17 protein-coding genes, 1 tRNA gene and 1 pseudogene are annotated in these 17,745 nt (G+C 63.5%); 13 read left to right on the plus strand and 6 right to left on the minus strand.

The features are described from left to right. Positions 1 to 14 precede the first annotated feature (14 nt). Together J3E64_RS10565 and J3E64_RS10570 are read left to right on the plus strand one after the other, a co-directional pair. Positions 15 to 653 carry a pyridoxal 5'-phosphate synthase gene (locus J3E64_RS10565; protein WP_253342717.1) on the plus strand — a complete coding sequence of 213 codons (639 nt, stop codon included), beginning with the start codon at positions 15 to 17 and terminating at the stop codon, positions 651 to 653. A gap of 522 nt (positions 654 to 1,175) precedes the next feature. Next, positions 1,176 to 2,501 carry a chloride channel protein gene (locus tag J3E64_RS10570; protein WP_253342718.1) on the plus strand — a complete coding sequence of 442 codons (1,326 nt, stop codon included), beginning with the start codon at positions 1,176 to 1,178 and terminating at the stop codon, positions 2,499 to 2,501. Positions 2,502 to 2,591: 90 nt separating this feature from the next. Here J3E64_RS10570 and J3E64_RS10575 read toward each other — a convergent pair whose 3' ends face one another. The 3 genes from J3E64_RS10575 to J3E64_RS10585 all read right to left on the minus strand — a co-directional run bounded on the left by J3E64_RS10575 (position 2,592) and on the right by J3E64_RS10585 (position 3,913). Next, a complete protein-coding gene (locus J3E64_RS10575) occupies positions 2,592 to 3,140 on the minus strand; it encodes a hypothetical protein (protein WP_253342719.1) in 549 nt (182 codons plus the stop codon). Between the two features lie 224 nt (positions 3,141 to 3,364). Continuing rightward, positions 3,365 to 3,619, minus strand: a complete 255-nt coding sequence (locus J3E64_RS10580; protein ID WP_253342720.1) for a hypothetical protein — start codon at positions 3,617 to 3,619, stop codon at positions 3,365 to 3,367. An 81-nt stretch (positions 3,620 to 3,700) separates the two neighbouring features. Then, a complete protein-coding gene (locus J3E64_RS10585; protein WP_253342721.1) occupies positions 3,701 to 3,913 on the minus strand; it encodes a hypothetical protein in 213 nt (70 codons plus the stop codon). A gap of 162 nt (positions 3,914 to 4,075) precedes the next feature. Between J3E64_RS10585 and J3E64_RS10590 the strand changes: the two genes are divergently transcribed. After that, complete coding sequence (locus J3E64_RS10590; protein ID WP_253342722.1) at positions 4,076 to 5,188, plus strand: sensor histidine kinase; 1,113 nt, start codon at positions 4,076 to 4,078, stop codon at positions 5,186 to 5,188. 6 nt (positions 5,189 to 5,194) lie between these two features. Next, entirely contained in the window at positions 5,195 to 5,938 is a 744-nt protein-coding gene (locus J3E64_RS10595; RefSeq protein ID WP_253342723.1) for a LytTR family DNA-binding domain-containing protein, read from the plus strand. Between the two features lie 3 nt (positions 5,939 to 5,941). On the opposite strand, the gene J3E64_RS10600 is transcribed toward J3E64_RS10595, so the two are convergent. Next, complete coding sequence (locus tag J3E64_RS10600; protein WP_253342724.1) at positions 5,942 to 6,652, minus strand: hypothetical protein; 711 nt, start codon at positions 6,650 to 6,652, stop codon at positions 5,942 to 5,944. Positions 6,653 to 6,769: 117 nt separating this feature from the next. Continuing rightward, complete coding sequence (locus tag J3E64_RS10605; RefSeq protein ID WP_253342725.1) at positions 6,770 to 7,012, minus strand: hypothetical protein; 243 nt, start codon at positions 7,010 to 7,012, stop codon at positions 6,770 to 6,772. Between the two features lie 101 nt (positions 7,013 to 7,113). On the opposite strand from J3E64_RS10605, the gene J3E64_RS10610 reads away from it, so the two are divergent. Genes J3E64_RS10610 through metK form a run of 4 tightly spaced genes read left to right on the plus strand, consistent with a single transcriptional unit; the run spans position 7,114 to position 11,101 of the window. After that, positions 7,114 to 7,635 carry a GNAT family N-acetyltransferase gene (locus J3E64_RS10610; protein WP_253342726.1) on the plus strand — a complete coding sequence of 174 codons (522 nt, stop codon included), beginning with the start codon at positions 7,114 to 7,116 and terminating at the stop codon, positions 7,633 to 7,635. Between the two features lie 11 nt (positions 7,636 to 7,646). Then, on the plus strand, positions 7,647 to 8,282 hold the full coding sequence (locus J3E64_RS10615) for a YqaA family protein (RefSeq protein WP_253342727.1): 636 nt from the start codon (positions 7,647 to 7,649) through the stop codon (positions 8,280 to 8,282). Positions 8,283 to 8,290: 8 nt separating this feature from the next. Beyond that, positions 8,291 to 9,838 (plus strand): apolipoprotein N-acyltransferase, encoded by a 1,548-nt coding sequence (gene lnt, locus J3E64_RS10620; RefSeq protein WP_253343000.1) that lies wholly within the window; start codon positions 8,291 to 8,293, stop codon positions 9,836 to 9,838. A gap of 57 nt (positions 9,839 to 9,895) precedes the next feature. Continuing rightward, positions 9,896 to 11,101 (plus strand): methionine adenosyltransferase, encoded by a 1,206-nt coding sequence (gene metK / locus J3E64_RS10625; RefSeq protein WP_253342728.1) that lies wholly within the window; start codon positions 9,896 to 9,898, stop codon positions 11,099 to 11,101. Between the two features lie 54 nt (positions 11,102 to 11,155). Here the strand turns inward: metK and J3E64_RS10630 are convergent, their stop codons facing one another. Further along, positions 11,156 to 13,165, minus strand: coding sequence for an EAL domain-containing protein (locus J3E64_RS10630; RefSeq protein ID WP_253342729.1), 2,010 nt, complete (start codon positions 13,163 to 13,165; stop codon positions 11,156 to 11,158). A gap of 120 nt (positions 13,166 to 13,285) precedes the next feature. On the opposite strand from J3E64_RS10630, the gene moaA reads away from it, so the two are divergent. The 5 genes and pseudogenes from moaA (at position 13,286) to J3E64_RS10655 (ending at position 17,274) form a co-directional block, all read left to right on the plus strand. Further along, a complete protein-coding gene (moaA, locus tag J3E64_RS10635; RefSeq protein WP_253342730.1) occupies positions 13,286 to 14,296 on the plus strand; it encodes a GTP 3',8-cyclase MoaA in 1,011 nt (336 codons plus the stop codon). After that, complete coding sequence (locus J3E64_RS10640) at positions 14,293 to 15,069, plus strand: NAD kinase (protein WP_253342731.1); 777 nt, start codon at positions 14,293 to 14,295, stop codon at positions 15,067 to 15,069. The genes moaA and J3E64_RS10640 overlap by 4 nt, the downstream gene beginning before the upstream one ends. Positions 15,070 to 15,158: 89 nt before the next feature. After that, positions 15,159 to 15,233 (plus strand) — tRNA-Asn (locus tag J3E64_RS10645). A 503-nt stretch (positions 15,234 to 15,736) separates the two neighbouring features. After that, positions 15,737 to 16,053 (plus strand): annotated as a pseudogene (locus J3E64_RS10650) (DUF1810 family protein). Between the two features lie 162 nt (positions 16,054 to 16,215). Then, a complete protein-coding gene (locus J3E64_RS10655) occupies positions 16,216 to 17,274 on the plus strand; it encodes a metallophosphoesterase (protein WP_253342732.1) in 1,059 nt (352 codons plus the stop codon). Positions 17,275 to 17,745 lie beyond the last annotated feature (471 nt).

Here is a 17,745-nt window from a genome sequence, read left to right on the forward strand (position 1 = left end):
GTCACGTGCGGGACATGCTTCGCAGCCTCCCGAGCCTGAAGGGTCCCTTTCCGCCGGTCGATTTCAGCACCTTCCCGGATACGCCGCAGCAGGCGTTTCTGGATTGGCTGGGGGACGCGATTGCCGGCGGGATCAAGGAACCCCATGCGATGACGCTTTCAACCGTTGACGCGGACGGTCGGGCGGACGCTCGAATGCTCATCCTCAAGAATGTCGACGAACGCGGCTGGCATTTCGCAACGCATATCGACAGCCCGAAAGGCCGGCAGCTTCTTGCCAATCCGGAGAGCGCCCTCACTTTCTACTGGGCGCAACTGGGCAGGCAGGTGCGCATCCGGGGGCGTGCCGTTCCGCTGCCCGACCGGGAGTGCGCCGCGGACTTCCTGGAACGCCCGATGAGTGCAAGGGTCATCGCGATGGCCTCCATGCAAAGCCAGCCCCTCCATCCGGCCGAATTGGCGGATCGGCTTCATGATGCGCAGTCATTGTTTGACAAGAACCCCCACCATGTACTGAGCGCATGGAAAGTCATGGCGGTGGCTCCGCGGTCGGCAGAATTCTGGCAGGGCGCATCGGATCGGAATCATAAGAGGCTATGCTATTCCGCATCGGATGACGGCGCCGGATGGGTTAAGGCAGTTCTATGTGCCTAAGGAGCCTTGATCTAAGAGACCCTACGGTAGCCACGACGATCGGCCCCGGTTGCAGAACGTGTGGCCGCCCCTCACGCTCTCCGCAGCTATTCTTTGTGAATTGGCCGAGCCGGTGCCGTGGATGAGAACCGCAGCACACTTGCTCCATACCCGGCCACCTGATCCGACTTTGGGTACGTCCGTGAGCCCGTCTGCACATGGCGTTTAATGTCAGACAGCTTCGGTACGCGATTGCCGCAGCAGGTCACGGCAGTTTCTACCGGGCCGCAGGCGCCGCGCCGTCGAAATTTAGCCAGGGCTTCCATCGCGGCCTAGCGAGAACCCATTGTCCGTTCGGTTGACACGACCTAGGATCGTCTCGCGACAACCGCGTCTATGCGGTGCTTACCCGGTACTTACTCTCGCAGTCCAAGATCTGCTTTATTCGAGTTATTATATTGTGATATCAATTAGATATGGAACGTTTGCGCTTAAGGTCTGGTACTTCCGCTATCGCCGGCGTGACGACATGGCGCCTGCTGCATGAGCAGGCGTAACCGCCGCTGGACGATGCGCCGGGTGCGCGCGCTGGTCCGCCACAGCGGGCCAACCTCGCTCATTTTTCGCCGTCGCCTCGCCCTGATGGGCGGCGCGATCCTGGTCGGTCTCGCCGCGCTCATTTTCGCGTCGGCGGCGGATCAGGCATCAGAAGCCTTCGACCGGCTGGTCGAGGCGATCTGGTGGCTACCGCTGTTGCTGACTCCTGCGGGCTTCGCCGGCATCGCATGGGTAACGCGCACCTACGCCCCCTATGCGGGCGGTTCAGGCATTCCGCAGGTGATCGCCGCAACCCGACTGCCCGAACAAATCGGTACGCGGCTGGTCGACCTGCGCACCGCGCTGCTGAAGGTCGTGCTGACCGTCGGGGGGCTGCTGGTCGGCGCGTCTGTCGGTCGCGAAGGGCCGACAGTGCAGATTTCCGCGGCCATATTGGCGCGGTTTCACGCGATATTGCAAGTACCCTTACGGACGTCCGTCATGATCGCCGGCGGCGCCGCAGGGGTCGCCGCCGCCTTCAACACACCGCTTGCCGGAATCAGCTTCGCGATCGAGGAACTGGCATCCGCCTATGAACAGCGCATGACGCTGCTGGTGATCACGGCGGTTATCATTTCCGGCATGGTCAGCCTGGGCCTGGCAGGCGACTATGTCTATTTCGGCGCGGTCGCGGCGCATCTCCCCCTTGGATCGGCCATGGTCGTCGCCCTGTTCGCGGGCGTGCTGGGCGGGTTATCGGGCGGACTTTTCGCCAGGCTCGCCCTGGCCGCCGCGACGAGCAGGAACCGGCTGACCGACTGGAGCCGCGCGCATCCCATCCAATTCGCCGCCGCCTGCGGGATGCTGGTCGCGGTGATAGGGGTTATATCGGGCATGACCTGGGGCACCAGCTATGCGCCGGCGCGCCATCTGATTACCGGCGGGCAGGAGCCCCTGTGGTTCGCCCCCGCGAAATTCGTCAGCACGCTCGCCACGAGCATATCGGGCATACCGGGCGGCATCTTTGCTCCGTCGCTGGCGACCGGGGCCGGCTTCGGGAATTTGCTGCGCTGGATGTTCCCCGAACAGCAGGCGAGCGCAGTCGTGCTGCTGGGCATGGTCGCATATTTTACCGGAGTCGTGCGCGCGCCGCTTACGGCCGTCATCATCATTTCCGAAACAACGGGCAGCCGCGGCTTCATGCTGCCGCTGCTCGGTGCGGCGCTGGTCGCCGACGGCGCGGCGCAGCGCATTTGTCGCGACCGTTTGTACCACGGACTTTCGCGCGCCTTTCACGATCGCGCCAAAGCAGCGGGTGTCGCTCCGTCCTGATGAACGGCATGGAAAAGGGCGCGGTGGCAATCAGCCAGCGCGCCCTTTTCCCATTAGTGCCATATCCACAGGGACCGGCCTTTTGCCGGCTCAGTTGGCCTTGCTCATGTCGACCTTCTCGACCCATTCGGGATAGAAGGTCGGTTCGCGGTTGGACCATCCGACCGCCGTGGCCGCCGCTTCACTGATCGACTGAAGAAGCGCACGGCGCTTGTCGGGATGCAAATGCGGCAGGCTGGCAGCTGCGCAAAACGCGCCGGGCAGCCAAGGCCGCGCACCCGCACCCAGCAGTCGCTCATAAAGAAAGCGATAGGCGGAAAAGCTGCCAAGCCGGTCCTGCCCCAGGTCGAAAGCCGAAATGGTGACCAGCGGCGCCATGAACGGTTCGACCTGCTCCAGACCGCTGTCGTCAGGCACACACGCCTTGATTTCCTCAAGACGCCCGTAGATGCGCGATTGCGCGCGTATCGAGGCCTCCTCCACCATGTCGCGCGACCATAATTTCATCGCATCGCGGCGATGCAGCCCGATGTCCAGCGATCGGCGAATGTAGCGTTGCGTGGCCGACGGAAAACTCGCGAACTCCCGCAGTTCCGCCAGGGTTACGGCTCCATCAGCCGGTCTTGCACTCGTGCCCATATCCTTGCCCTCCGACTTCAAGTCGTACGACAGAATATGCGCCCGCCATGGTTACCGAAGGCTTAAGCGCCTGTTCTATCGCCGTTCACAACGGACCAGAATTTGTTGTGCAGCGCAACATGAATTTACGATCAATGCGACGGATCGATGACAAGGCTCAATAGCGGCCGGCAAGCCGCTCCGACACGCCACGCCGTCCCGCATTCGCCGAGACGTAAAGTGGATCAGGCCCCGGCGCCGGCGCCGAGAGCGGCACCGATCATCGCGCGCCAGACCGTCACATCGCCCGCGCCGGCCATCTGCGCGTCAGGTTCGCGCAGAGTATGAAGTATCGCATAGGCATCATCCAGATGATCGGGCCAGGCAGCGTCCACGGCATTGGCCGCGTGCGGATTGTCGCCGCCGCCATTGGTGCTGATGCAGCGTCCGGCGAGGACGCGCGCGATCCGTTCCACGGCAGGGGTAATGGATGTCGGCATCGTATCGCGCTCCTCTCGAACCGGCGGGTGATTATCTCTTCCGTTTATAACGAAGCTAACATGAAATTGAGGGACGGGCCATCATTCCCGGTCCTCTTTATATCCCGAAGAAGGCACCGGATCGCCATTGTCGCCAGGCTTGGTCGCGGCGGGGGGATCCGAGGCATCCATCGAGTCCTTCAGCCCCTCGTCCAGGCTTTCGTCGCGACTGAGGGCATGATCCTGATCGTCCGTTTCCCGTTCGTCACCAGCCTCTTCGCGGCTGTTCGGGCGAATCGCGGTCTTATCGTCCATATCATCCTCCTTGCGCATGGTGTCTTTCTCGCGCATCGCCCGATCAACGGCCGGCGAACAGGCCGGTTCCCTTGCTGTCCGTTCGACCAACAAGCAGGCCGGTTCGACCAGCTACCGTCAGACGAGGCGACAATCCCCACGGGGATAGGTAGACAAGGACGTATGATAAATAACTCCGAAGACGGCGATCGCGGCGTGTCCCCGGCGATCGCGCTATATTCCATCCTCGGTTTCTGGTTGTTCTACACGGCCCTTATCAGCCTGCGCGCCGCCGTCATCGGTTTTGATGCACAGGGCGAACTGGCCGCGCGGCGCATGGTCGTGGCGATCATCGGGATCATCGTCACATGGATACTCTATCTGGCGCTTCGGCGGTTTGACACCCGCCCGTTGCTCGTCCGCATCGTGGCCGCCTTCTCGCTGGCCGCCCCATTCGCGCTCGCGATGGCCGTGGCCAATTATTACATGTTCAACGTCTATGATCCGGTGACGCTGTTTTCCGACGCCGAAATGCAGAAGCAGGCGAGCGGGAACGACTATATTATCATCGGCATATTGGAAGACGCGATCAGCCGCTATTTCTTCCTGTCGGCTTGGGCCGGCCTCTACCTCGCCCTGTCCTATGCGAGCGAAGCGCACCGCACGGAACGCCGTGCAGCCCGGCTGGAACGCGCCGCGCAGCAGGCCGAACTTCGATCGCTGCGATATCAGGTGAACCCGCATTTCCTTTTCAATACGCTCAATTCCCTCTCCTCTCTGGTCATGAAGGATCGCCGTGACGAAGCCGAGCAGATGATCATGTCGCTATCCAATTTCTATCGCACCAGCCTGACCGGCGACCCGTTGGAAGACATGCCGCTGGCGGAGGAAGTGCATCTGCAGAAACTCTATCTGGATATTGAGGCCGTACGCTTTCCCGAACGGTTAACCACGGTGATCGATGTGCCCGATTCGCTGATGAGCGCGTGCGTGCCCGGCCTCATTCTTCAGCCGCTGGTGGAAAATGCGATCAAATATGGCGTGTCCCGCACCTCCAGCCCGGTGACCATCGTCATCCGCGCGCGCGGGGAAGAAGGTATGCTTCACCTGACGGTGACCGACAATGGTGACAAGCAGCCGAGCGCGAGCGACGGGGGCAGCGGTATCGGCCTTGCCAATGTGCGCGACCGGCTGGCTGCCCGTTTTGGCGATATGGGCCAGATCGCCTATGGTCCACGCGAACAGGGAGGGTTTTCCGTTCGCCTTTCTCTTCCCATCACACGTCGGGGCTGCTGAACCATCATGTCCATTCGCACCATGATCGTCGACGACGAACCGCTTGCGATCGAACGGCTGCAAATGCTGTGCGCGCGGGAACCGCGCATTGCCCTTGTCGGAACCGCCACCGACGGCGAGGCCGCGTTGCGCCTGATCGAAGCGCTGCAACCAGACGTCGTGATGCTGGATATCGCCATGCCGCTGCTCGACGGGATTGGCGTCGCACGGGCGATTGGCAGGCTGGGCATTCGGCCTGCGGTGATATTCGTGACCGCGTTCGAAGGTTTCGCGGTCGAGGCATTCGACCTCGCCGCGGTCGATTACATGCTTAAACCGGTCGCTCATGAGCGGCTGGCGAGAGCCATCGACCGGGTCGAACTGGCGCTGCGCAATCGCGGTTCCGCGGATGTCGCGCCGCGAGCCGATCCGCAACCCGAATGGGCGGAGGAATTCTGGGTTCCGCACCGGTCGGAACTCATTCGTATCGCCGCCGACCAGATCGACCGGATCGAGGCGGAGCGCGATTATATGCGCCTGCATGTCGGCACGCACAGCTATCTGCTGCACCAGACGATCAGTTCGCTGGAAGAACGGCTCGACCCCCAGCAATTCGTGCGCCTGCACCGATCCCACATCGTGCGCCGGGATCATATCGCCCGGCTGCGCCACGACGGCAGCGGGGTCTGGTTCGCGGCGCTGATCGATGGCGAGGAAATCCGCATCGGCCGCACCTTTCTGACCAACGCGCGCGCGATGACGGGGCGCTGATCGCTATCTTCCCGTGCCCGCGTCGACCACCTTGCGGCTATAATCGATCCGGATACGTACCCAGCTTCCGACCATCACCTTGCCGTTGACGCGCGGCGGCAGCACCAGAAACTGCCAGGCCGCCAGCCGGACCGCCCGACCGAAGCCGGAACCCATGGGCGATTCCCCCATCACCTGGCAATTTTCGACATGATAATGATCGATCGTCTTGCAGGCGACGAGACCCCAGCCGTCCGGGGGCGCGGAGGCCGGAATATAAGCACCCAGTTCGGCATGGGTCGGGCGCCGATACCATTCCGCATCGAACAACTGGACACCGCCCGGACCTTCACCCGGTCCGGCGACGGCGGCGCTGTCACCCTGTCCGGAGGCGTTCGCGCCTTGAGCGCGCCGGGGTATGTTGCCGATGTCGGCCGACGCCATCTGTTCGCGGTTCAGGGTCAGAAATGGAAAGGGCGATGGCGGCTGCTCAGCCGGCGTTTCGACCGGGACAGGCGGCCGGACCACCGGCTCTGCGCTCTTTTGCGGGCGCGCCTTGTCCTGTTCGCGCTTTTCCGCCTTTTCGGCGCGAGCCTGCTGCTGGTCCGCTTTCGGACCGGCCTCCACATCGAAGGTCACGGGCAGGCGATCGTCCTGCTTTGGCGGATCGAACCGCGGAGACAGGGTGAACAGGGCCAGAAGCAGCAGCAGGTTCAGCACCAGCGCAAAGGCCATGCCGCCTGCGCGCTGCCTTACTCTGGCCCAGGAAATGGAAGACAACGTCAAATGTGCAGACCACGCAGGATTTGGATGGTCATGCCCAGACGGCACGCCCGCGTCAACGCCGTCGCGTCAACACACATCCTCTTCACGGACCAGCGGGCGGCTTTCCCGGCTCGCGCGCATCCGGCTCGCGGGGTCGTCGGGGTCCCCGGCCACCACCACATGATCGTCATGCACTTCCAGCAACACGCCGGCGAACGGGAAACCGGCCAGGCTGCCCGTGACCCGATAGCTGACGGAATCGCCCACCTTGAATGTCGCCGGATCGGTGTTGAAGCTGAACGGGCAACTGCCCTCACCCATGCCTTGCATCGCAATCTCCTCTATGTCCGATCCTTAAGCGCTCCTCCGGGTCGATCAAGTCTGTCCGTTGCCTCTGTTCGCGACCGTGCGGCCCGGCTATGGCGCCGCACATGAACATCCGCCCCGCCACGCTTGCCGACATTTCCGCCCTGCATGCCGTGATAGAGCGGGCCTATCGCGGTGACACCGCGCGCGCCGGATGGACGTTCGAATCCGACCTGCTGAGCGGGCCGCGCACCGACGCGGAGACCCTGGCCGCAATCGTGGATAGCGATGCAGACCTGTTGCTGGTCGCCACGGACAAGAGCGGTGCGCCGCTTGGCTGCGTGCAGATCACCGACAGGGGCGAGGGCATCACCTATCTGGGGCTGCTCTGCATCGATCCACATCTTCAGGCCGCCGGGCTGGGCCGCCGGCTGATCGCCGAAGCGGAGCATCAGGCGATCCTGCTCTTTTCCGCCTCGCAGATGGAAATGACGGTAATCGACAGCCGCAGCGAACTCATCGCTTATTATGAGCGGCGCGGTTACGCGGCCACGGGAGAGAAGCGCGCCTTCCCCATCCCGCTCGATCCGCCGCTGGCCATGATCGTCCTGGCAAAATCGCTGGCGGGCGCGGGCGATCTCGGCTAGGGCCGCGCGCGATGCTCACCCGGCTCTATCAATGGACCCTGGCCAAGGCCGCGCATGCCCATGCCGAGCGTTGGCTGTTCGCCATATCCTTCATGGAATCGAGCTTTTTTCCCATTCCGCCGCACCCGCTGCTGGGCCTCATGTGCCTCGCCCGGCCGGAACGCGCCATCCGCTTCGGCCTGATCTGCACCATCGCGTCGGTACTGGGCGGCCTGTTCGGATACGCGATCGGACATTTCCTGTATGAAGCGGTAGGCCAGCAGATATTGGCGGCATTGGGCCTCTCCGGGAAATTCCCGGTCGCTGCCTGCTATCTGCGCGAATACGGGGCCGAGATCATCCTGGTCAAGGGTGCGACGCCCATCCCCTTCAAGCTGATCACCATCACGGCCGGTTTCGTCGGCCTGTCGCTCGTGACATTCATCTGGGCCAGCGCGCTCAGCCGGGCCTTCCAGTTCATGCTGGTCGGTTTTCTGTTCTGGAAATTCGGCAGTCCGATCAAAATATTCATCGAGAAATATCTGGCCTGGCTGTCGGCCCTGTTCCTCGTCCTGATCGTCGGCGGCTTCGTCGCCGCATCCATGCTGAGCGGGGGCGGACAGGCAAGCGACAAGTGCAGCCACGCTACCATGACGGACCTGCGCTGAGCGCCGCGATGATCGCCGCGCTCGCCCGTCATCCGAAGATCGCGGCGTTGCTGGCTGGCCTGGCGTCCGCGACCGGCTTCGCGCCGCTCAATCTCTGGCCCGTAACGCTCGCCTGCCTCATAGCACTGATCCTTCTGGTCGAAGGCGCGCCGGATCGCCGCGCCGCCACCCTGCGCGGCTGGCTGTTCGGGGTGGGGCACTTTGCAGTCGGCCTTAACTGGATCGCTCACGCGTTCAGCTTTCAGGACGCGATGCCGCACTGGTTCGGCTATGGCGCGGTGATCCTTCTGTCCCTCTATCTGTCCGTCTACCCCGCGCTGGCGACCTTGGGCGCGTGGTGGCTCCATCGCCGCCTTGGCGGACCAAGCATGATCCTGCCCGTGCTGCTCGCCGCTTGCTGGATCGCGACCGAATATCTTCGCGCCACGCTGTTCACCGGCTTTGCCTGGAATCCGCTGGGCGTGACACTGCTGCCGGCCGGGATCGCGATCGCCGCGACACTGATCGGCACCTACGGGCTTGGCGCGCTGGTTGTACTGATGGCCGGTGGGTTCCTGCTCGCGGTCCGGCGGCAATGGCGGCCTGCCGCCGCCATCCTCCTGCCTCAGCTTGCCCTCGCCATCTGGGGCTGGATCGCCGCGGCGCCGCCGGCCCCGCCCGGCGCTCCGCTCGTCAGGGTGGTGCAGCCCAACATCGGCCAGGACGAAAAATATTCGGTCGAGGCGGAGTTTCGCAATTTTCGCAAGCTGGCCGGGCTTTCGGGACAGCCCCGCCCCGCCCCGCGCCTGATCTTCTGGCCCGAAGCGGCCATCCCCGCCTATCTGGACATGGAGCCCGACTGGCGCCTGCGCCTGTCGCGATTGCTGGGCCCGGGCGACCTGCTGATGACCGGCGGCGACAAGGTCTATTTCAAGCAGGTCGAGGACAATGGCATACCGGTCGACAAGCTGGCCGGAGCGAACAACAGTGTCTGGATCGTAACGCCCCGGGGCACCATCGCCGGACGCTATTCAAAGGCGCATCTGGTGCCCTATGGCGAATATCTGCCGATGCGGAATATCCTCGAACCGATCGGCCTGTCCCGCCTGGTCCCCGGAGATGCGGATTTCTGGCCTGGCCCCGGCCCCCGGAGCCTGACCCTGCCGGCCGCAACCGGCCGACCGGCCCTCTCCATGGGCGTGCAGGTCTGCTACGAGATCATCTTTTCCGGCCAGGTGATTGATCGCGCGCATCGCCCTGCCTTCCTCTTCAACCCGTCCAACGATGCCTGGTTCGGCAGTTGGGGACCGGTGCAGCATCTGGCGCAGGCGCGGCTGCGCGCGCTGGAAGAAGGGATGCCGATCATCCGCTCCACCCCGACCGGCGTCTCCGCGATCATCGATGCGCGCGGGCATGTCGTCCATGCACTCGGCCTCAACCGCGCCGGTTTTCTCGATTCCGGGCTTCCCCCTGCGCTGCCGCCGACAGTCTTCGCGCGGCTGGGCAACTGGGCACCCCTTGCCTTCCTGCTGATGTTGCTCGGACTGGCCATTGCCATGCGAAGAGGCAAAAGCTAATAGCCACATAAACATTTCTTTATATCGTCATTCGCCCAAGCGTCTTACGGGAGTCTCATGCGTAGCAACTATCTCTTCACCTCGGAATCCGTTTCCGAAGGCCATCCCGACAAGGTCGCGGACCAGATTTCCGACGCGATCGTCGACCTGTTCCTGTCCAAGGATTCCGAAGCCCGCATCGCCTGTGAAACATTGACGACGACACAGTTGGTCGTGCTGGCCGGGGAAATACGATGCAAGGGCGTCTATGAAAACGGGCAATGGGCGCCGGGCGCGGAAGAGGAAATCGAGCGCACCGTCCGCGAAACGGTCAAGCGCATCGGTTACGAGCAGGACGGCTTCCACTGGGAAAGCTTCCGCTTCGAAAATAACCTGCATGCCCAGTCCGCGCACATCGCGCAGGGCGTCGACGCCAGCGGCAACAAGGATGAGGGCGCCGGAGACCAGGGCATCATGTTCGGTTTCGCCTGCGACGAGACCCCCGACCTCATGCCCGCCACGCTGGATTACAGCCACAAGATCCTGGCGCGGATGGCGGCCGACCGGCACAGCGGGGCGGCGCCCTTCCTTGAGCCCGATGCCAAGAGCCAGGTGACGCTGCGGTTCGTCGAGGGCAAGCCCGCCGCCGCGACCGCCATCGTCGTATCGACCCAGCACGCACCGGGCTATGACACCGGTGAGAAGGAAGCCCAGCTAAAGGCCTATGTGAAGGGCGTAATTGCCGACACCCTGCCGGCCGAGCTGTTGTCGGACCAGACGGTCTATCACATCAATCCGACCGGCACGTTCGAGATTGGCGGGCCGGACGGCGACGCGGGCCTGACCGGGCGCAAGATCATCGTCGACACCTATGGCGGTGCATCGCCCCATGGCGGCGGCGCGTTCAGCGGGAAGGACCCGACCAAGGTCGACCGGTCGGCGGCCTACATCACCCGCTATCTGGCCAAAAATGTCGTCGCTGCGGGCCTTGCCAGCCGCTGCACCATCCAGATCGCATACGCTATCGGCGTTTCGGAACCCCTCTCGCTCTATGTCGACACGCACGGCACCGGTACTGTGGACGATGCGAAGATCGAGGACGCGATCAAGGCCATTCCGGATCTGGGCGGCCTGACCCCGCGTGGCATCCGCGTGCATCTGGGCCTTAACAAGCCCATCTATCAGCCGACCGCCGCCTACGGCCATTTCGGTCGCCGCCCCGAGGGCGATTTCTTCCCCTGGGAGCGAACCGACCTGGTAGAAAAGCTCAAGGCCGCGCTCTGACAGCACGGCCATCGACAAGACGAGGGGCGCGGGCATTCCGCGTCCCTTTTCGCGTCAGCGCAGGACCAGGCTGACGAGATCGGCCGACGATATGGCGGGCGAGCGCAGGAAACCCTGATAGAAATCGCAGCCTTCATGGGCAAGCAGGTCGAGCTGTTGCTGCGTTTCGACACCTTCCGCGATCACCTGTAGCCCCAGTGACTTGGCAAGGTGGATCACGCTGCGCACGACGATCCGGTCGCGCGCCGTGCCCGCGATGTCCTGCGCCAGTCCGCTGTCGATCTTGAGGTAGTCAAGCGGCAGGCTCTTGAGATAGGCAAGGCTGGAATAGCCGGTGCCGAAATCGTCGATCGCAACCGCCAGCCCTTCCGCCCGCAAAGCACGCAGCAGCGCCGCCGCCGTGCCGACATCGGCGATCAAGCCGCTCTCGGTGATCTCCACAGTCAAGCGCGCGCGCGGGAAACCGCTGCGATCCACCAGTCCCAGCAGGTCCGCCATGAAGCGGGGCTGGGCTATGTCGTCGGCGGTGACGTTGATCGACAGACGCAGATGGGACAGCGCGCGTGGCCATGTAGCCGCCTGCCGCAGGGCTTCCGCCTGAATATGAGCCGATAATGGCAGCATATAGTCCGACCGTTCGGCCGTAGCGAACAGCAGCCCCGCGCCGAGCGGGCCATAATGCGGATGGTTCCAGCGCGCCAGTGCTTCGACCCCGCTTACTTCCTCCGAATGGGCAGGATATTGCGGCTGGAAGACGATGCCGATCTCCCCCCGATCGAGCGCCAGCCGCAGATCTGTTTCCAGCCGGTCGGCGTCGACCTGACGGCTGTGCTTTTCGGCCGAGAGAATCCGAATGCCTTCGCCACCTGCCTGTCGTGCATCGGCCAGGGCGGTGCCCGCCCGGCGCAGCATGTTGGTCGCGTCGTCATCCGCGCGCGACTGCGCAATACCGCATCGCGCGGTCAGCCGGATGAGGTGGTCCCCCGCGCTGAACGGCCGCCCGATCGCGCCGATAAGCTCCCGCGCAAGGAATGTTGCGCGATCCACCGCAGCGGTTTCTCCGGTCAATGCGACCAGAAATTCCGTGCCGGCGATCCGCGCCACCATGGCACCTAGTGCAACCTCGTCCGCGATGCGTTCGATCCGGCGCGCAATGCGACCGAGCAGGGCGTCGCCGACCACCTGTCCATAGGCCACATTCATGCGTTCGAACTGGCTGATGGACAGCAGCAATAGTGTCGTGGGCAGGCCATGACGCTGTTCGAGCCATATGAGCGCCGCCTGGCGCGACCGTAGGCCGGTCAGATAATCACGGCTGGCGCTGTCGCTTTCATGACCGTCCGACAACCATTCGACATCTGCGGCGATAATGCCCTGATCGGTGCGCAGATGATGCACCAGCCGGTCTCCCGGCCGGCCCGGCAGTCCGTGCGCGATGGCGGACGGTCGTCCCGTTCGCATCATCGCGCGAAGCGCCGCAAGCGCCGCGCGGCGCTCGTTACGGGGGATGCAGCGCAACAGACGGGCAACCGCGACCACCGAGGCCGGCAGAGACAGTTGCCGCGTCAGATTGTCGCTCAGCCGCACCCTGCCCCCTTCCAACAGTTCCCAAAAAAAGGCATCGCCGCGCCGGATCCGCTGGGCACGACGACTGTGCCGCGCACCGCCGCCAAGCCGCTCGACCAGCCGGTGGGCCGATGCCAGTGTGGCCTGCAAGCTTGTCGCCGTGAAGGACGACAGGAGGTAATGGGTCGCACCCGCATCGAGCAGGCTTTCCACATCCGCCTCCCCCGCCTGGTCGATCAGGACCACGAGCGCGCCACCGCCCGCCTCCACCGCAGGCGTGAGAGGCCGCAACAGCTTGTCGACGCCGCCATGGCCGCGCAGATCGACCAATGCCACCTGCGCCTCGCTGCGCAGGAAACGTTGCGCGGCATCGCGCGGCCGCCGCGCGCCGATCACGCGCCAGCCCGCGTCGCGTGCCATGTGCGCCAGGCCATCGCGGTCCGCCGGCGAAAGGATGAATAGACTGCGCTGCCCATCAGGCGCGGCGTCCCCGCTCACGTTTTTATCTCCATCGACGCCGTTCATCGCGCCGTCCTAGCATCAAGGGGTTACCGACCTGTTGGCCCGACCGCAACAGCGGTGCTTGCACGCCCATGACCCATCGCCTAGCTATACGCCATGGTCACCGCCGCCACAGCTTCCGCACCGCTTATTGACGGCCTGGGCCGCCGGATCAGCTATTTGCGGATTTCGGTGACCGATCGCTGCGACCTGCGCTGCCGCTATTGCATGGCGGAACGGATGCAGTTCCTACCGAAGAACCAGGTACTTACGCTGGAGGAGATCGCGCTGCTCGCCGATCTGTTCGTGCAGCGGGGCATCCGCAAGATCCGTCTGACCGGCGGAGAACCGCTGGTGCGGCGGGATTTCATGGACCTCGCCCGCCGGATCGGCCGGCATCTGGGCAATGGCCTGGACGAACTGACCCTGACGACCAACGCAACAAGGCTTGCCGATCACGCCATGGCTCTGGTCGACGCGGGTGTGCGGCGTGTGAACATCAGCCTGGACACGCGCGATCCGGATCGTTTCGCCCATGTAACGCGCGGCGGCGATCTGGCCGCGGTGCTGCGCGGGATAGAGGCTGCGCGCTGCGCAGGTTTGGCTATCAAGATCAACATGGTGGCATTGCGCGGCATCAACGAGGATGAAATCCTTTCGATGTTGCGCTGGTGCGATGACCAGGGCTTCGACCTCAGCCTGATCGAGACAATGCCGCTCGGCGACACCGGCGACGATCGTACCAGTCATTATCTCCCGCTGACGCACGTGGTGCAGCAGATCGAGACGCGGCATCGCCTGGCCCCGATAGCGCACCGAACCGGCGGCCCGTCGCGCTATCATGCCGTCGACGGGATGCGCGCGCGGCTGGGATTGATTTCGCCGCTCACCAATAATTTCTGCGCCGATTGCAATCGCATCCGGCTGACTTGCGAAGGCAAGATCTTCATGTGCCTAGGCCATGAGGACCATGTCGATTTCAAGTCCGCGCTCCGCGAAGGCGGGGTCGATGCGGTCCAGCCGCTCGTCGATCAAGCATTGCGCCTCAAGCCCGCCGCCCATGACTTCCGGATCGGCGCCGGGCTGGGTGCTGCAACCCGTCGTCACATGAGCGTCACCGGCGGATGAGCCTCGATGTCCGGCGCGCCCTGGTCGCGTCCCCCACGCAGGCGGCCCGCGCGGCGGAAGAAAGGCTTCGCGCCACCTATGATTTTGCACCCGTGGAGGAGGCGGAGATGATCATCGCGCTGGGCGGCGACGGCTTCATGCTCCAGACCCTGCACGCCATGCTGGAAAGCCGGCGGATACTGCCGGTATTCGGGATGAACCTGGGCACTGTCGGCTTCCTGATGAATGAATGGCGGCTGGAAAGGCTGGAACAGCGCCTGGAAAAGGCCAAGAGTTTCAAGGTCCATCCGCTCCGCATGACCGTCGACACGGTCGATGGCGAACGCTTCTCCATTCCCGCAATCAATGAAGTGTCGCTGCTGCGCGAAACCCGCCAGACCGCGAAGCTGGAAGTGCAGGTGAACGCAAGGGCGGTGCTGCCCGAACTGGTGTGCGACGGCGTTCTGGTGGCCACGCCAGCCGGGTCGACCGCGTATAATCTGTCGGCCCACGGACCCATCCTGCCGCTGGGTTCCGGCCTCGTCGCGCTGACGCCGATCAGCCCTTTTCGCCCTCGGCGCTGGCGCGGGGCCATCCTTCCCGAAAGCACCGCGATCCGCTTTACCGTGCTCGACCCCGTCAAGCGCCCCGTCAGCGCCGTTGCCGACCAGCGCGAAGTGCGCGACGTCGCCCAGGTGGAGGTCGGCATCGACCGGGCTACGCCCCTCACCCTGCTGTTCGACCCCGAGCATACGCTGGACGATCGCATCGCGGCCGAACAGTTCATCGCCTGACGCGCGACCAAAAAAACCTGCTATTGCCGCTTGCCATTGCGCGAATCCCGCTGCTATAGGCGCGGCCTGCCCAGCGGAAGCCGGGCTGCTCCCCGATAGCTCAGCGGTAGAGCATTCGACTGTTAATCGAATGGCCGTAGGTTCGAATCCTACTCGGGGAGCCAAATAGCATCAGGCAGATTTCTGCCCCGTTTAGGGGTACTTCGCCGGTATCCGAGCCGAAGCTTTTCTCAAGCATTCCAAATGGTTCGATGAACCCGACCGTCAGCCCCCCCTGCCCAAAAGCTGTTCGAAACTCACAGATTAAACACCGCATTTCTGGCGTTTGGCGGCTGTATGCCAAACATCCTGTGGGCATTTCGACCCAAGCGATGCCATCATCGATAACCGCATCCTCCGCGCAATGCAGGCTATCGAGATGGCGCATGCAACGCTCACGCTCTTCGCGCCACGTTACCGTTATTCGGTCATGCATCTCGCCGGATATACGTCCATCAAGATGGTCTACGTAAAGCTTGTCGAGTCGTCCCTGAAGGCGATCGATGTCGGCCCGCAGCCACTCGAATAGGCGGGTTACGATCGGCGCTGCCGGTTCTCGCGACTCAGGCTGGCGCATACGACAACACCCCTGGCGGAGATCGCGGCCGGCGCCAAGCGGTCGCACTGGATGTGGTTCCTCTTCCCGCAGCTATATGGCCTCGGGAACAGCGCCATGGCCCGGCAGTGCGGGATCGCGCGCTGGCCGAGGCGCGCGCTTATCTCGACCATTCCGTCCTCGGAGCGCGTCATCTGGCCTGTGTCGACGCGTTGCACCACTTGGAAGGCAATGATCCCATCGCAGCCATCGGGTCGATCGACGACATGAAGCTGCGATCCTCCCTCACCCTCTTCGAGATGGCGAGAGCCCTTCCCATCTTCAACGAAGCCATTGAGCGCTGGTTTGCCGGCGAGCGCGACGATGCCACACGGCAGCGGATCGGTTGAGCCGGGGGTATGTGCTCCCATTGCCATCGTCCCGCCCGGTTCCCACCTGTGTCCGGCAACTCGTGATCGCGCGGGTCGCAGTCTGCTTACCGGAGCCCTCCCATCTTTCACCTGATATTCGCGCTGCCCGCCCTGTTGGTCATCAGCCAGTTGTTGTGGCCCATGGCCCTGACGCTACTGACCAAAATCGTGGCGGCGGCTCTCCTGCTCACGGCGTCGCAATTTCATTTCTGGAGCAAACTCTCCTCCGGATCGGTGTTCGCGCCGGAATTTCCACGCAGCATCGTCATTCTGTTCAACTGGGCGAGCGGAAGCATCCTGTTCCTCGCATTGATGCAATTGCTGCTCGATGCCGGGCTGCTGGCTATCCGGGCGGCCGCCGGAGACGCTCCGATTGCGCCGGACGCTCTCCGCTATGCGATGGCGGGCGCCGCCAGTCTCCTTGGCGCCATAGGCGTTGTAAACGCCGTGCGCGTTCCACCGCTCAAGGACGTCGATCTTCACATGCAAGACCTGCCTTCGCAATATGAAGGCTACACGATCCTTCAGCTCACAGACCTCCATATCAGTCGCCTCTTTCCTGCAACATGGACACGCAAGGTCGTTGAGCGGGCCAACGCGCTGGACGTCGATCTCATCGTTGTTACGGGCGACGTGATCGATGGTTCTCTTGCTATGCGGCGCATGGATGTGGCGCCTCTTGCGGAGCTCAAAGCCAGAGACGGGACCTATATGAGCCCTGGAAACCATGAATATTTCCTCGGCTACCGCGAGTGGATGAAGCATTTCTCGGAGATGGGGATGCGCATCCTTGCCAATGCCCACGCGGTCCTGGACCGAGGTGGCGCTCGCATCATGCTTGCCGGCGTCACCGACCGGTCAGCGCCGGCAACCGGACAGCCACGGCCGGACCTCGCCGCTGCTCTAGCCGGAGGGCCTGGCGGCGTTCCCATAATATTGCTCGATCATCAGCCTGCCGCCGCACGCCATGCCGCTGCCCGTGGCGTCGCTGTCCAATTGTCAGGACACACCCATGGCGGGATGATGCCCGGCCTGGATCGGCTTGTGGCGCGCGGAAATGCCGGCTTCGTCTCTGGTTCATACGATGTTGATGGCATGACACTGTACGTCAACAACGGCACCGGGATCTGGCCAGGCTTTGCGCTGCGTCTGCGCCGTCCTTCCGAACTCACCCGCCTGACGCTTCGCCGCGCGCCATGATCCAAAGGGAAACAGCCATCCAAAAACAGCGAATGCCCACCACGGTCGGAACAACTCGATACCCCATGACTATGACCAAGGCCGCCGCGACGGCCTGCACCTTGCCCTCGCCGCGCTGGCGGCAGAAGAAGCCAAATAGGCGGCCTTGCTGGGCCAAAGCCGGTCCTGGCGAACCAACGCAACCCGCGAGGTACGGTACACGGCGATCCGCGTAGCCCAGAAACGCGTGCAAACGATTCTGAATTCTATGATGTCCAAGGAGGAGACGGCAGCGGCGGCAGAGCTTGCCTCGGCCCTCTCAGCAACGGCGGTTTCAAGATACGCTTCAAAAATTTGACCTACAGCGTTTGTTGGCATAGGTCCAATGACAACAAATGTTGTAGGCGATCGGACTTTCAAGATAACGCATCTCCCGACGCGGCAGCGGAGCAGCGTTGAAAGCGTCAAGCTTTCGGGGCGCTTGGAAGAGGA

The organism is Sphingobium sp. OAS761, from assembly GCF_024168485.1.
Classification (GTDB): Bacteria; Pseudomonadota; Alphaproteobacteria; order Sphingomonadales; family Sphingomonadaceae; genus Sphingobium.